This is a genomic window from Mesorhizobium sp. B2-3-10 (genome assembly GCF_006442275.1).
GTDB lineage: Bacteria > Pseudomonadota > Alphaproteobacteria > Rhizobiales > Rhizobiaceae > Mesorhizobium > Mesorhizobium australicum.
The window spans coordinates 330,329-344,827 of sequence record NZ_VFVT01000003.1 but is presented as its reverse complement, the minus strand read 5'-3'; the positions used below and the strand labels follow the sequence as shown (position 1 = coordinate 344,827).

At 64.5% G+C, this 14,499-nt stretch carries 11 protein-coding genes; all 11 read left to right on the top strand.

Annotated elements, in window-relative coordinates:
• Nucleotides 1-361 precede the first annotated feature (361 nt).
• Nucleotides 362-1,825 carry a phosphatidylserine/phosphatidylglycerophosphate/cardiolipin synthase family protein gene (locus FJ943_RS11295; RefSeq protein WP_140721523.1) on the top strand — a complete coding sequence of 488 codons (1,464 nt, stop codon included), beginning with the start codon at nt 362-364 and terminating at the stop codon, nt 1,823-1,825.
• Nucleotides 1,826-1,964: 139 nt separating this feature from the next.
• Nucleotides 1,965-2,765: an endonuclease/exonuclease/phosphatase family protein gene (locus tag FJ943_RS11290; protein WP_140721520.1), complete on the top strand. Its 801-nt coding sequence runs from the start codon at nt 1,965-1,967 to the stop codon at nt 2,763-2,765.
• Nucleotides 2,766-2,875: 110 nt separating this feature from the next.
• Entirely contained in the window at nt 2,876-3,190 is a 315-nt protein-coding gene (locus FJ943_RS11285; RefSeq protein ID WP_140661847.1) for a hypothetical protein, read from the top strand.
• 122 nt (nt 3,191-3,312) lie between these two features.
• The gene (locus FJ943_RS11280; RefSeq protein WP_140619514.1) at nt 3,313-3,915 is read left to right on the top strand and encodes an ANTAR domain-containing response regulator; all 603 of its coding nucleotides are present in this window, start codon (nt 3,313-3,315) and stop codon (nt 3,913-3,915) included.
• Nucleotides 3,916-3,917: 2 nt separating this feature from the next.
• Nucleotides 3,918-5,156 carry a CmpA/NrtA family ABC transporter substrate-binding protein gene (locus FJ943_RS11275; protein WP_181174544.1) on the top strand — a complete coding sequence of 413 codons (1,239 nt, stop codon included), beginning with the start codon at nt 3,918-3,920 and terminating at the stop codon, nt 5,154-5,156.
• 351 nt (nt 5,157-5,507) lie between these two features.
• The gene (locus FJ943_RS11270; protein WP_140721514.1) at nt 5,508-6,824 is read left to right on the top strand and encodes a CmpA/NrtA family ABC transporter substrate-binding protein; all 1,317 of its coding nucleotides are present in this window, start codon (nt 5,508-5,510) and stop codon (nt 6,822-6,824) included.
• A gap of 87 nt (nt 6,825-6,911) precedes the next feature.
• Nucleotides 6,912-7,802 (top strand): nitrate ABC transporter permease, encoded by an 891-nt coding sequence (ntrB, locus tag FJ943_RS11265; RefSeq protein WP_140713515.1) that lies wholly within the window; start codon nt 6,912-6,914, stop codon nt 7,800-7,802.
• A 10-nt stretch (nt 7,803-7,812) separates the two neighbouring features.
• On the top strand, nt 7,813-8,610 hold the full coding sequence (locus FJ943_RS11260) for an ABC transporter ATP-binding protein (protein WP_015315955.1): 798 nt from the start codon (nt 7,813-7,815) through the stop codon (nt 8,608-8,610).
• Nucleotides 8,611-8,614: 4 nt separating this feature from the next.
• Nucleotides 8,615-11,065 carry a nitrite reductase large subunit NirB gene (nirB, locus tag FJ943_RS11255; protein ID WP_140721511.1) on the top strand — a complete coding sequence of 817 codons (2,451 nt, stop codon included), beginning with the start codon at nt 8,615-8,617 and terminating at the stop codon, nt 11,063-11,065.
• A 211-nt stretch (nt 11,066-11,276) separates the two neighbouring features.
• Nucleotides 11,277-11,606, top strand: a complete 330-nt coding sequence (gene nirD, locus FJ943_RS11250) for a nitrite reductase small subunit NirD (protein WP_140661842.1) — start codon at nt 11,277-11,279, stop codon at nt 11,604-11,606.
• Between the two features lie 3 nt (nt 11,607-11,609).
• Nucleotides 11,610-14,381, top strand: coding sequence for a nitrate reductase (locus FJ943_RS11245; RefSeq protein ID WP_140721508.1), 2,772 nt, complete (start codon nt 11,610-11,612; stop codon nt 14,379-14,381).
• The last annotated feature ends 118 nt before the right edge of the window (nt 14,382-14,499 follow it).

Sequence of the window (14,499 nt, the reverse complement as noted above, 5' to 3'; positions counted from 1 at the left end):
CCAAAGCAGCGCGGGACGGCGCGGGACGGCGCCGGCTCTATGCTTTCCCACGCGGTGAGGCTGGGCTCTCTCGGGTGGAATTTATCGCAGGTTGATCGAGCCAACTGCTCAATCCTCAAACGAACGTTCCCACCAGCAGGAGAGCCACCCTTGGCGGCCGAGGCTCTCGCGACCAGCGGCGGCCTTGCGTGCTCGCGACGGCGAGGCCGTCAAGGCCGCGGTCCGCGCCGATATCGACGCCGCTTTCAGCGTCCTGGTTGGCCTGCTCAAATAACCGTGCGCCGCCGTTCTCGCACATGCGGAGACGTGGACACGGCCGGCTGCATTGCCTTATGCGGGCGCTCGCTGGATAGTCGCGGCAATGTTCGAGACCCTGGCGATTCACTGGCCCCAAATACTGGCGATCATCTCGGTGGTGATGGCAACCATCGGCATTGCCCATGCTGTCATGACCAAGGAGGACGTCCGCGCCGCCACCGGCTGGGTCGGCATCATGGTGCTGTCGCCGATCCTCGGCGTGCTGATCTATGCCGTGGCCGGCATCAATCGCATCCGCCGCGCCACGATCAGCGCCCAGCGCCCGCTCGCCGATGGCCTGGTGTCGGCCAAGCATGAACGCGACGTCGCCCTCGAAGAGGCGTTGATCATCGAGCGCTATGGACAGCGGTTCACTGGCCTCAGGACGCTGGGCGACAGGGTGGCGCGGCGAACGCTCAACCCGGGAAATGCAATCGAGGTGCTGGAAAGCGGCGACGAGGCCTACCCGGCCATGTGCGCGGCGATCGACGGGGCCGAGCGCAGCGTCCTGCTCGAGACCTATATTTTCGACAACGACGCCGTCGGCCTGCTTTTCGTCGAAGCGCTGGCCGGCGCCGTCCAGCGCGGCGTCACCGTCCGTGTGCTGATCGATGCCGTCGGCGCCCGCTACTCCGTGCCCAGCATCCTGGGGCATCTGCGCCGCGCCAACATCCCGGCGGATGTCTTCAACGGCAACATCGTCATGGGCCTGCGCCTGCCCTATGCCAACCTGCGGACCCACCGCAAGATCCTGGTGGTCGACGGCACGGTTGCCTTTACCGGCGGCATGAACATCCGCAAGGGTTTTTCGGCGGAGTTCGCCGGGTCGAAAAGCGCCAGGGATACGCATTTCCAGGTCACCGGCCCCGTTGTCGCCGATCTCTTCTCCGTCGCCGCCGAGGACTGGCGCTTTGCCACCAAGGAGGCGCTGAAGGGCGATGCCTGGCGGATTACACCGGTTTCGCCACCCGCCGGCCAGCCGATGCTGGTGCGTGCGGTCGCATCCGGACCGGATGCGAGCAACGAAACCAACCACAAACTGCTGATCGGCGCCTTCTCGGTCGCGCGCAAGTCGATACGGCTGATGTCGCCCTATTTCCTGCCGGACCGGGAATTGATCAGTGCCTTGATCACCGCGGCCAGGCGCGGCGTCGAGATCGATGTCGTGGTGCCGGCGGTGAACAACCTCTTCCTTGTCGATCGCGCCATGACCGCGCAATTCGACCAGATCCTGAAGAATTATTGCCGCATATGGCGCACGGAAGGGCCCTTCGACCATTCCAAGCTGCTTTCGATCGACGGCGTGTGGGCCTATGTCGGGTCCTCCAACCTCGATGCCCGCTCGCTGCGGCTCAACTTCGAGATCGACCTTGAGGTCCTCGATGCGGCTTTTGCCACCGAGATCGAGACCCGGATCGGATCGGCGATCGAAACGGCCGTCCCAGTCACGCTGGCCTCCTTGCGGGCGCGTCCGTTCATCATCCGGCTGTTCGATCGCATGCTCTGGCTGGGATCGCCCTATCTCTAGGAGAAACTATCTCTGGGAAAAAACCTGTCTTTAAGAAAACGACGTGTTTACCGGATAGGGTGTCGCCAACCATGGAACATCGGCTGAAAGACTCTATTTCTAGGTGCATGGTGAAAACAGCAAGGACGATCGGCGCGCGATGCGAGTGAACGGGCGCAGCCTGCCGGCCAATATGCTCCTGTCCATTCGCGACCGGCGGATGCGCAAGGCCAACGCCTTCTCGGCGAAGAAGGACGGCGTCACCGGGACGCTGGTCGCCTCCTACAACGTCCACAAATGCATCGGCGTCGACCGCAAGTTCGATCCCGACCGCACCAGCCGCGTCATCCGGGAGATCGCCCCCGACGTGATCGCCCTGCAGGAGGCCGACAATCGTTTCGGCGACCGTGACGGGCTTCTCGACCTGCACCGTCTAGAACTCGAAACCGGCCTCGTGCCGGTGCCCATTTCAGCAACGGGCAAAGGCCATGGCTGGCACGGCAATGTCCTGCTGTTCAAAAGGGGCGTCGTTCGCGACGTGCATCAGATCAGGCTCCCGGGTCTCGAACCGCGCGGCGCGGTGGTCGCGGAAATCGATCTCGACGGAAATCGGTCCTTGCGCATCATCGCGGCCCATCTGGGCCTGCTGCGCCGCTCCCGCTCGCAGCAGGCCCAGGTCGTGCTGGATATCATGAACAGTCCCGACGAGAAGCCGACGCTCCTGCTCGGCGACCTGAACGAATGGCGGCTCGGCAACCGCTCCGCGCTGAACACGCTGCACGCGAGCTTCGGCCCGCAGCCCCCTGCCGTTCCCACCTTCCCATCCAATCTGCCGCTGCTGGCGCTCGACCGGATCATGGCCAACCGGCACGGCATGATCGGGACCATCGAAGCGCATGACACACCGTTGTCGCGCGTGGCCTCCGACCATCTGCCGCTGACCGCCTTCGTCCACTTGTAATATGCGGCCGATAACGGCTTGATGTCGCCAGCCTCGCAAAGCGTGTGGATTTGAGCGGAACACCCGGTTGGTCCGCGAGTTTATGTGTGTTGAACATGCAGGAGGACGGAATGAAAAAGTTGATTTTGGCTTCGGTGCTGGCGTTTGCCGCGACAGCTGCGGCGATTGCGCCCACGCAGGCTGCCAGCGTGACTATCCAGTCCGACGACGGCAACCAGTATTCCTCGGACGAAGATTCCGGAATCGTAGTGCGCCGTCATCATGAGCGCCGCTACGACAACGAGTATGATGGCGACCAGAGCGTCCAGTATGACAATGACGGCTACCGCTGGCGTCACCACCGCCATCACCGCTGCCACATCGAGACGGTCGTGCATTGGCGCCACCACCACAGGGTGGTCGAAGACGTTCGCGTCTGCGGCTGATCAACGTCTCCTGCCAAGCCGATACTTTTCGCCGCCAGGCATTCTGGGCATAGCCACCGACCTTCCAAGGTCGGTGGCTATGCTGCATTGCACAAATTTGCGGCCTTGCTCATAATGCGGGCATGGTCCGAACTTCCCTCGCCGTCCTGGTGATCGACGAAAACCGCATCCGCGCTTCGATAATCGAAGCCGGATTGCGCGAGGCGGGTCATCAGCGGGTCACCGTCATCCATGACGTCTCGGGCATTGCGCGCCGCATTGCCGAGATCGAACCCGACGTCATCGTCATCGACCTTGGAAATCCCAACCGCGACATGCTGGAAAACATGTTCCAGCTGTCGCGGGCCGTAAAGCGCCCGATCGCCATGTTCGTCGATCGCTCGGATCAGGCCTCGATCGAGGCTGCGGTCGATGCCGGCGTTTCGGCCTATGTCGTCGACGGGTTGAGGCAGGAGCGCGTCAAGCCGATCCTCGACATGGCGGTGAGCCGCTTCAACGCTTTCTCGCGCATGGCACGTGAACTGGAAGAGGCGCGCAGCGAACTCGAGAGCCGCAAGGTGATCGACCGCGCCAAGGGCATCTTGATGAAGTCGCGCGGCCTGACCGAGGAGGCCGCCTACACGCTGCTGCGCAAGACTGCGATGAACCAGAACCGCAAGATCGGCGACATCGCCCAAAGCCTGGTGACTGCCGCCGGGCTTCTCGGACCGGCGGAGGACGAATGAGCATGGGCGCCGAGCACCAGATCACCGCCGGCTTCATGCCGCTTTTCGATAGCGCCGTGCTGGTCGCGGCCGGCGAACTGGGCTTTGCTGCGCGCGAAGGCATCGATCTCACCCTGCACCGCGAGACCTCCTGGGCCAACATCCGCGACCGCATCGCCATCGGCCATTTCGACCTCGCGCACATGCTCGGACCGATGCCGCTCGCCTGCAATCTGGGCCTCACTCCGCTCGCCTCCGAGACCATCGTGCCCTTTTCGCTGGGGCTCGGCGGCAACTGCGTCACCATCTCCAACGCCGTCTGGGCCGGCATGGCGGCGCACGGTGCGGCACCCGATCTCGATCCGGCCCGTGCCGGCGCGGCACTTGGCGCCTTCATCCGCGAGCGGGCCGACGCCGGCCGCGACCCGCTGCGTTTCGCCGTCGTGCATCCGCATTCCGGGCACAATTACGAACTGCGTTACTGGCTTGCCGCCTGCGGCGTCGATCCATCGCGCGAGATCGAGATCGTCATCGTGCCGCCGCCCTTCATGGCCGACGCGCTGGCCGCCGGCCGCATCGACGGCTATTGCGTCGGCGAGCCCTGGAACAGCGCCGCGGTGGCGGCCGGCACCGGCCATATCGTCACCGTCAAGGCACGGATATGGCGCAACAGCCCGGAGAAGGTGATTGGCGTGCGCAAGGCCTGGGCCGAACAGGTCCCAGAGGCGCTGGCGGCCCTCTTGCGCGCATTGCATCACTCGGCGCGCTGGTGCCAGGATCCGGCGAACCGTGACGAATTGGCCGCGGTGATGGCGCAACGTGGCTTCCTTGGCCTGCCGCCGGCGGTCCAGATGCCGATCCTGACCGGCCATCTCCGGCTGGGCGGCGGGGCCGAGCTGGACATCGACGACTTCTTCGTGCCGTTCGACAAGGCCGCCAACTTTCCCTGGAAAAGCCATTCGCTGTGGTTCTACACGCAGATGGTCCGCTGGGGCCACGTCGCGCACACGCCCGACAATCTCGCCATCGCCCGCGACTGCTACCGCCCAGATCTCTACCGCTCGGCACTGAAGCCACTCGGGGTGGCGCTGCCCGGCGCCAATGCCAAGGTCGAAGGCGCGCTCAAGGCCGCGACCGCGGTAGGCGCGACGGGAGCCGGCCTCATGCTCGGACCGGACGGTTTCTTCGATGGCCAGATCTTCGATCCAGACGAGATCGACGCCTATATCGAGAGGCAAAAATCAGCCATCGGGGAAATCTGATCATTTTAGCGCCATGCTTGTGCATTGCACAAAAATTATGCGCTCGAAAGGTGAGCTGACCAATGTTTGACCTCAATCGCGACGGATCGGGTCGCCGCATAATACTCCGATCGCCTTGAATCCATTTGCAATTTCCTTCCAGAGGTAAACTGGCACGGTTCCTGCTTTGAAATAAACGAGCCCTTCACGGGCAATGGAACAGGCGTCCAATGGCGGGCGCCATAGGCAAAGCTGCCGCTCAGGTCACTGCGCAATCCCCCCAGGGATGCGCGAAGCCTGGCCGGCGGCTTTTTTGTTTTTGGCCGAACACGCAATCGACGGCGCTTCCAACGCGCCCAACCGGAGACGACGATGACGAAACGGATCGGAACTGGCACGTCCCTCAAGGATTTCACCCGCCGCGATTTTCTGGCCAGCAGCGCGCTGACGGCAGGACTGTTCCTCGCCGCAAAGACATTGTTTCCCGCCGGCGCTCATGCCGAAGGCAAAGGTCCCGAAGTAACCGGCGCCAAGCTCGGCTTCATTGCGCTGACCGATGCCGCGCCCCTGATCATCGCCAAGGAGAAGGGCCTGTTCGCGAAATTCGGCATGCCTGATGTCGAGGTGCTCAAGCAGGCCTCCTGGGGCGCGACGCGGGACAATCTGATGCTCGGCGGCGAAGCCAACGGCATCGACGGCGCCCACATCCTGACGCCGATGCCTTACCTCATGCACACCGGCAAGGTGACGCAGAACAACCAGCCGCTGCCGATGGCGATCGTCGCCCGCCTCAACTACGACTGCCAGGGCATTTCGGTCGCACAGGAATATGCCGCGACCGGCGTTGGCCTCGATGCCGCCAAGCTGAAGGACGCCTTCGCCGCCAAGAAGGCCGAAGGCAAGGAGGTCAAGGCCGCCATGACCTTCCCGGGCGGCACCCATGATCTGTGGCTGCGCTACTGGCTGGCCGCCGGCGGCATCAACCCGGACAAGGATGTCTCGACCATCGTCGTGCCGCCGCCGCAGATGGTGGCCAACATGAAGGTCGGCAATATGGACGTGTTCTGCGTCGGCGAGCCGTGGAACGAACAGCTTGTCCACCAGGGCATCGGCTTCACCGCCGCCACGACGGGCGAACTCTGGAAGGGCCATCCGGAAAAGGCGCTCGGCCTGCGCGCCGCCTTCATAGAAAAATATCCCAACGCCACCAAGGCGATCGTCATGGCGGTGATGGCGGCACAGCAATGGTGCGATGCCAAGGAAAACAAGGACGAGATGGCCGCCATCATCGGCAAGCGGCAATGGATGAATGTGCCCGTCGCCGACATTATCGGCCGCCTCAAGGGCGACATCAACTACGGCAATGGCCGGGTCGCCAGCGCCACCGACCTCTACATGAAATTCTGGAAGGGCGGCGTCTCCTACCCGTTCAAGAGCCACGACAGCTGGTTCCTCGCCGAAAACATCCGCTGGGGCAAGTTCGCGCCGACCACCGACATCAAGGCGCTGGTCGACCAGGTCAACCGCGAGGATATCTGGCGGGAGGCGGCCAAGGAACTCGGTGTCGCCGCGAGCGACATCCCAGCCTCGTCCTCGCGCGGCGTCGAGACCTTCTTCGACGGCAAGACTTTCGATCCGGCCAACCCCTCGGCCTATCTCGACAGCCTGACCATCAAGGCATCGGCTTAGTCAGGCCGTTTGTGCCCCAACGCAAACGGCGCCATCGCCGTTTGGCGCTCAGTACCGCACCAGCACGCCACGGAGTATCCCTAGGACATGTCCATCCAAGCCGTCGAGGACACCAAGGTGAAAGCATTCCCGGCCAAGCCAGCCGAGGTGGTCGCCTTCACCGCCAAAGCGCGGCGCCGTATCGATCCGGTGGCGGTCGCCACCAGGGTGGCCAGCGCTCTCGTCCCGCCCGCCATCGTCATCGCCCTCCTGCTTGTCGTCTGGCAGGTCGCCTGCTCGTCGCCGACGGCAAGCCTGCCGCCGCCGAGCCAGGTGTGGAACGAGGCCTATGACCTGATCGCGCATCCATTCTTCGACAACGGCCCGCAGGATATCGGTCTTGCCTGGCGGGTGCTGATCTCGCTGCAGCGCGTCGCCATCGGCTTCGGCATGGCGGCGGTCGTCGGTGTGGCGCTCGGCGCGCTGGTAGGCCAGTCGATCTGGGCGATGCGCGGCCTCGATCCAGTGTTCCAGATCCTGCGCACCGTGCCGCCGCTCGCCTGGCTGCCGCTGTCGCTCGCCGCCTTCCGCGACTCCAACCCGTCGGCTCTGTTCGTGATCTTCATCACTTCTATCTGGCCGGTCATCATCAACACCGCCGTCGGCGTGCGCAACATCCCGCAGGACTATCGCAATGTCGCCCGCATCCTGCGGCTGAACCAACTCGAATTCTTCATCAAGATCATGGTGCCGGCCGCTGCGCCTTACATCTTCACCGGCCTGCGCATCGGCATCGGCCTGTCCTGGCTCGCCATCGTCGCGGCCGAAATGCTGACCGGCGGCGTCGGCATCGGCTTCTTCATCTGGGACGCGTGGAATTCGTCACGGCTGCCCGACATCATCGTCGCGCTCGCCTATATCGGCGTCACCGGCTTCTGCCTCGACCGCCTGGTCGCGGCGGTCGGCGCCTTTGTCACCCGCGGCACGACGGCAAAGTGAGGAGAGCGCCATGACCGCCTATCTCAAGCTCGACCATATCGACAAATCCTTCGCTCGTGGCAGCCAGGTAAGCGATGTGCTGAGGGACATCCGGCTGACCATCGACAAGGGCGAATTCGTCTCCATCATCGGCCATTCCGGTTGCGGCAAGTCGACCTTGCTCAACCTGATCGCCGGCTTGACCAAGGTTTCCGCCGGCGCGGTGTTGCTGGAGGACAAGGAGGTCGACAGCCCCGGCCCCGAGCGCGCCGTTGTGTTCCAGAACCACTCGCTGCTGCCGTGGCTGACCGTCTACGAGAACATCAATCTGGCGGTGTCGAAAGTCTTCGGCCGCTCGAAGAGCAAGGCCGAGCGGCATGACTGGATCATGCGCAATCTCGACCTCGTGCAGATGGCGCATGCGAGCGACAAGCGGCCGGCCGAAATCTCCGGCGGCATGAAACAGCGCGTCGGCATTGCCAGGGCGCTTGCCATGGAACCCAAGATCCTGCTGCTCGACGAGCCGTTCGGCGCGCTCGACGCCTTGACCCGCGCCCATCTGCAGGACGCTGTGATGGACATCCATTCCAGGCTGGGTTCGACGACGATCATGATCACCCATGACGTCGACGAGGCGGTGCTGCTGTCCGACCGCATCGTCATGATGACCAACGGCCCGGCGGCGACCGTCGGCGAGGTGCTGCCCGTGCCGCTGGCGCGGCCGCGCCGACGCATCGAACTTGCCTCCGACCGGACCTTCCTGCGTTGCCGCGAGGCGGTGCTGAAGTTCCTCTACGAACGCCACCGCTTCGTCGAAGCCGCGGAGTAACGCAATGACCGAAAAACTCGTCATCATCGGCAATGGCATGGCGCCCGGGCGCATGCTGGAGCATCTGCTGGAACAGGCGCCGGGCCGCTACGCCGTCACCATCTTCAACGCCGAGCCTAGGGTCAATTACGACCGCATCATGCTGTCGCCGGTGCTCTCCGGCGAGAAGGCCTATGAGGAAATCATCATCCATGGCGACGGCTGGTACATCGCCAATGACATCACCCTCTACAAGGGCCACAAGATCATGGCCATCGACCGGCAAGCGAAGACCGTCACCTCCGACCACGGCGTCACCGAGCCTTACGACAAGCTTGTCATCGCCACCGGCTCGGTGCCGTTCATCATCCCGGTGCCCGGCCACAATCTGCCGGGCGTGCTGACCTATCGCGATCTCGACGACGTTCAGGCGATGATGCTCGCCGCCCAGTCGCGCGCCAAGGCCGTCGTCATCGGCGGCGGCCTGCTCGGATTGGAGGCGGCGGCCGGCCTCAACGCGCAAGGCATGGATGTCACCGTGCTGCACGTCATGCCGACGCTGATGGAGCGCCAGCTCGATCCGGCCGCCGGCTACCTCCTGCAGCGCGCGGTGGAGCAGCGCGGCATCAAGGTCGTCACCAAGGCCAACACGCAGGCAATCACCGGCAATGGCAAGGTCGAGCGGGTGGAACTCGCCGACGGCACAATCATCCCGGGGACGCTGGTCGTCATGGCGGTGGGCATCAGGCCGAACGCCACTCTTGCCAAGGATGCAGGCATTGCCGTCAACCGCGGCATCGTCGTCGATGCCGGGATGCGCAGCAACGACCCGGATATCTACGCACTCGGCGAATGCGCCGAGGTGGGCGGCATGGTCTACGGGCTGGTGGCGCCGCTCTATGAGATGGCGCGTGTCGCCGCTCATCAGCTTGCCGGCGACGAGACCGCCGCCTTCGTCCACATGGACACGCCGACCAAGCTGAAAGTCACCGGCATCGACCTCTTCTCGCTCGGCGACTTCGCCGATGGCGACGACCGCCAGGAAATCGTGCTGCGCGACGCCTCGGCCGGCGTCTACAAGCGGCTGGTGCTCAGGGATGACCGCATCATCGGCACCGTGCTCTATGGCGAGACATCGGACGGCGCCTGGTTCAACGACCTGAAGAAGAAACAGACCGACATATCGCAGATGCGCGATACGTTGATCTTCGGCCAGTCCTACCAGGGGGGTGCCCCGCTGGACCCTATGGCGGCCGTTGCAGCCTTGCCGGATGATGCGGAAATCTGCGGCTGCAACGGCGTCTGCAAGGGCAAGATCACGGGCGCGATCACGGGCAAGGGCCTGACTTCGCTCGACGACGTGCGCGCCCACACCAAGGCGTCGGCGTCTTGCGGCTCCTGCACCGGGCTGGTCGAAAAGCTGATGGTGCTGACCCTTGGCGACACCTACAACCCGGCCGCCGTGCAGCCCATGTGCTCCTGCACCGTTTTCGGCCATGACGACGTGCGCAGGCTGATCAAGGCCAAGGGACTGAAGACCATTCCGGCGGTCATGCAGGAGCTGGAGTGGAAGACCTCCTGCGGCTGCGCCAAATGCCGGCCGGCCCTTAACTACTATCTCGTCTGCGACTGGCCGGACGAGTATGCCGACGACTACCAGTCGCGCTTCATCAACGAGCGCGTCCACGCCAACATCCAGAAGGACGGCACCTATTCGGTGGTGCCGCGCATGTGGGGCGGCGTCACCAATGCGGCAGAACTGCGCGCCATCGCCGACGTCGTCGACAAATTCGAAATTCCGATGGTCAAGGTCACCGGCGGCCAGCGCATCGACATGCTGGGCATCCGCAAGGAGGACCTGCCGGCGGTGTGGGCCGATCTCGGCCAGGCCGGCTTCGTCTCGGGCCATGCCTATGCCAAGGGCCTGCGCACGGTGAAGACCTGCGTCGGCTCGGACTGGTGCCGCTTCGGCACGCAGGATTCGACAGGTCTCGGCATCCGCATCGAGAAGTTCATGTGGGGCTCGTGGACGCCGGCCAAGGTCAAGATGGCGGTGTCGGGCTGCCCGAGGAATTGCGCCGAGGCGACCTGCAAGGACGTCGGCGTCATCTGCGTCGATAGCGGTTACGAGATCCATTTCGCCGGCGCCGCCGGGCTCGACATCAAGGGCACGGAAGTGCTCGGCCTGGTCAGGACCGAGGACGAGGCGTTGGAGCATATCGTGGCGCTGACGCAGATGTATCGCGAGCAGGGCCGCTATCTCGAACGCATCTACAAATGGGCCAAGCGCATCGGCATCGCCGAGATCAAGCGCCAGATCATGGACGATGGCGAGAAGCGCAAGGCCTATTACGACCGCTTCATCTTTTCGCAGAAGTTCGCCCAGGTCGATCCATGGTCCGAGCGCGTGTCCGGCAAGGACAAGCACGAGTTTCGGCCGATGGCTTCGGTAGGATTTGCGCAGGCGGCGGAGTGATGGAGATGTTTGCGCGAGGCACCCCCCTCTGGCCTACCGGCCATCTCCCCCGCAAGGGGGGAGATCGGATGTCATATCTGCTTTCGCCAATCTCCAGCGCTGAAGAAAATGCGCCTGCGCTCAAGCTGCCAATCTCCCCCCTTGCGGGGGAGATGTCCGGCAGGACAGAGGGGGGCGCCTTGGCGCAATCCTATCAAGCAAAGGCACACCTATGACCTGGACATCGATCGGCACCCTCTCCGACATTCCCCGCCGTGGCGCGCGCTGTGTCGCCACCCCGCAAGGCAAGATCGCTGTCTTTCGCACCGCCGAGGATCAGGTTTTCGCTATTGACGACCATTGCCCGCACAGGGGCGGACCGCTGAGCCAGGGCATTGTCCATGGCGCGGCCGTGACGTGCCCTCTGCACAATTGGGTCATCTCGCTTGAGACAGGCAAGGCGCTTGGCGCCGACGAAGGCGCCGTGCGCACGATTCCCGTGAAGCGGGAGGGCGAGCACCTGTTCGTCGCGCTGGAAGCGCTGGCCAGCCGGGCGGCCTGAACCATGGAGATTGACGCAGCGCGCGAGGTGAGGACCACCTGCCCCTATTGCGGGGTCGGCTGCGGCGTGCTGGCGAAGATCGCCGCGGACGGGCAGGTGTCTGTCCGCGGCGATCCCGATCATCCCGCGAATTTCGGCCGGCTCTGTTCCAAGGGCTCCGCACTGGCCGAGACGATCGACCTCGACGGCCGGCTGCTCCATCCACAAATCCACGACCGCCCGGCCGGCTGGAACGAGGCGCTCGACCTCGTCGCCTCGACCTTCCGGCACACCATCGCCGAACATGGCCCCGACGCGGTCGCCTTCTACGTCTCCGGCCAGTTGCTGACCGAGGATTACTATCTCGCCAACAAGCTGATGAAGGGGTTCGTCGGTTCGGCCAACATCGACACCAATTCGCGGCTCTGCATGGCTTCGTCGGTCGCCGGCCATCGCCGCGCGTTTGGTTCGGACACCGTGCCGGGAACCTACGAGGATCTGGAACTGGCCGACCTGATCGTGCTGGTCGGCTCCAATCTCGCCTGGTGCCATCCCGTGCTCTATCAGCGCATCGCGGCTGCCCGGGAAAAGCGGCCGGAGATGAAGATCGTGCTGGTCGACCCGCGCCGTACCATGACATCTGACATCGCAGACATGCATCTGGCGATCGCGCCGGATGGCGACGTCGCCCTGTTCACCGGCCTGCTCGCCTGGCTCGGCCAGCACAATGCGCTCGACCGTGCCTATATCACGGCGCATACGGCCGGATTCGGACAAGCCCTGTTCGCCGCCTCGACGCTCGACCTTGCCGGCGTCGCTGCCGCCACGGGCCTCAGCGAAGACCAACTTAGCCGTTTCTACAGCTTGTTCGCCAGGACGGAAAAGACCGTCACCGTCTACAGCCAGGGCGTCAACCAGTCGTCCCAGGGCACCGACAAGGTCAACGCCATCATCAACTGCCATCTCGCCACCGGCCGCATCGGAAAAGCGGGCGCCGGCCCTTTCTCGGTCACCGGCCAGCCCAACGCCATGGGCGGCCGCGAGGTCGGCGGCATGGCCAACATGCTCGCCGCCCACATGGATATCGAAAACCCCGGGCATCGCGAACGCTTGCAGCGCTTCTGGAAGGCGCCGGCGATTGCCGGGGAGCCCGGTCTCAAGGCGGTCGAGATGTTCAAGGCGGTGGCCGATGGGCGCATCAAGGCGTTGTGGATCATGGCCACCAACCCGGTCGATTCCATGCCGGATGCAGGGGCAGTCGAGGCTGCGATCAAGGCCTGCCCCTTCGTCGTGGTGTCGGACGTGCTGGCCGAGACCGACACGGTCCGCCACGCCCATGTCCGGCTGCCGGCCACGGCCTGGGGCGAGAAGGACGGCACCGTCACCAATTCCGAGCGCCGCATCTCGCGCCAGAGGCCGTTTTTGGCCGCCCCCGGCGAGGCGCGGCCCGACTGGTGGATCATTGCGGAAGTCGCAAGGCGGATGGGCTTTGGCGAGGCGTTTGCGCATGAGAGCCCGGCGGGGATCTTTGCCGAGCACGCCGCGCTGTCGGGGTTCGAAAATGATGGCGAGCGGGATTTCGACATCAGCGCTTATGCTGCGATCGATGTTGAGGATTACGAAGGATTGGCTCCGTTCCATTGGCCGGCGCCGAGCCCAGGCCCCCCCCTCTGGCCTGCCGGCAGGCCAGAGGGGGGTGCTCAAGCTCAGCTTCAATCAGAAGGGGGTGCTCAGGCTGGAACTCGGCCAGAGGGGGCCACTTCGATTGAACGCCAACCAACCCGTTTCTTCGCCGACGGCAACTTCTACACGCCCGACCGCAAGGCCCGCTTCATCGCTCTGCGCCCAACCGTCGAGACCCGCATCACCGCCGCCTTCCCGCTCGTCCTCAACACCGGCCGGATCCGCGACCATTGGCACACCATGACGCGTACCGGCAAAAGCCCGCGCCTGTCCCAGCACATCGCCGAGCCCTTCGTCGAAATCCACCCCGAGGATGCGCAGCTTTACGGCATTGGCGACGCTGACATCGCGCGCGTCTCTACTCCGCGCGGCGATGTGCTGGTCCGCGTGCTGGTGACCACGCGCCAGCGCCCGGGCAGCCTGTTCGCGCCGATGCACTGGACCGACCAGTTCGCCGCCAGGGGCCGGCTCGACACGCTCACGGCATCGCTTACCGATCCCGTGTCGGGGCAGCCGGCGCTAAAGCATGTCGCCGCTCGCATCGAGAAATTCACCGCTGGGGCCTTTGGCTTTGCCGTGACACGCAAAAGGCCCGTGACGATGGCCGCCGACTACTGGGCGACCGCCAGATGCCGGGGCGGCTGGCGGGTCGAACTGGCCTTTGCCAATGACGATATCGACTGGACGGCCTTCGCCGGCTCTCTCTTCGATGCCGCGGATGCCGAAATGCTCGCCTATCACGACCGCGAGGCCGGCCAGCACCGCATCGCCGCCTTCCAAGGCGAGCATCTGGCGGGTGCCTTGTTCATCGCACCCGGTCCGGTCGCGGTGTCGCGCGGCTGGGCCGCCGAGCAGCTCGGCGAGGTCCACGCCAGCCAGCGCGAACGCTTCAGGATCGTCGCCGGCCGTGCCGGTGCCGAGCGGCCCGATGCCGGCGCGACCGTCTGTTCCTGTTTCAACATCGGGGTGAACCAGATTACCGCGGCCGTGGCGGCCGGCTGCAACAGTGTCGAAGCCATCGGCGCCACGCTGAAGGCAGGCACCAATTGCGGTTCCTGCCGGTCGGAGATTCGCGCCATCATAACAAACGGTCGGGTGCAGGCGGCCGAATGAAAGACAATGCGTTGCGCGGCAAGGCCGCGCCGAACCTGTCCAACTGTTAATTCGACTTCGCTGGGGTTCGGCCATGTGGGTTGATGGAGGTGAAAGATGCCGCCATGAACCAGTAACT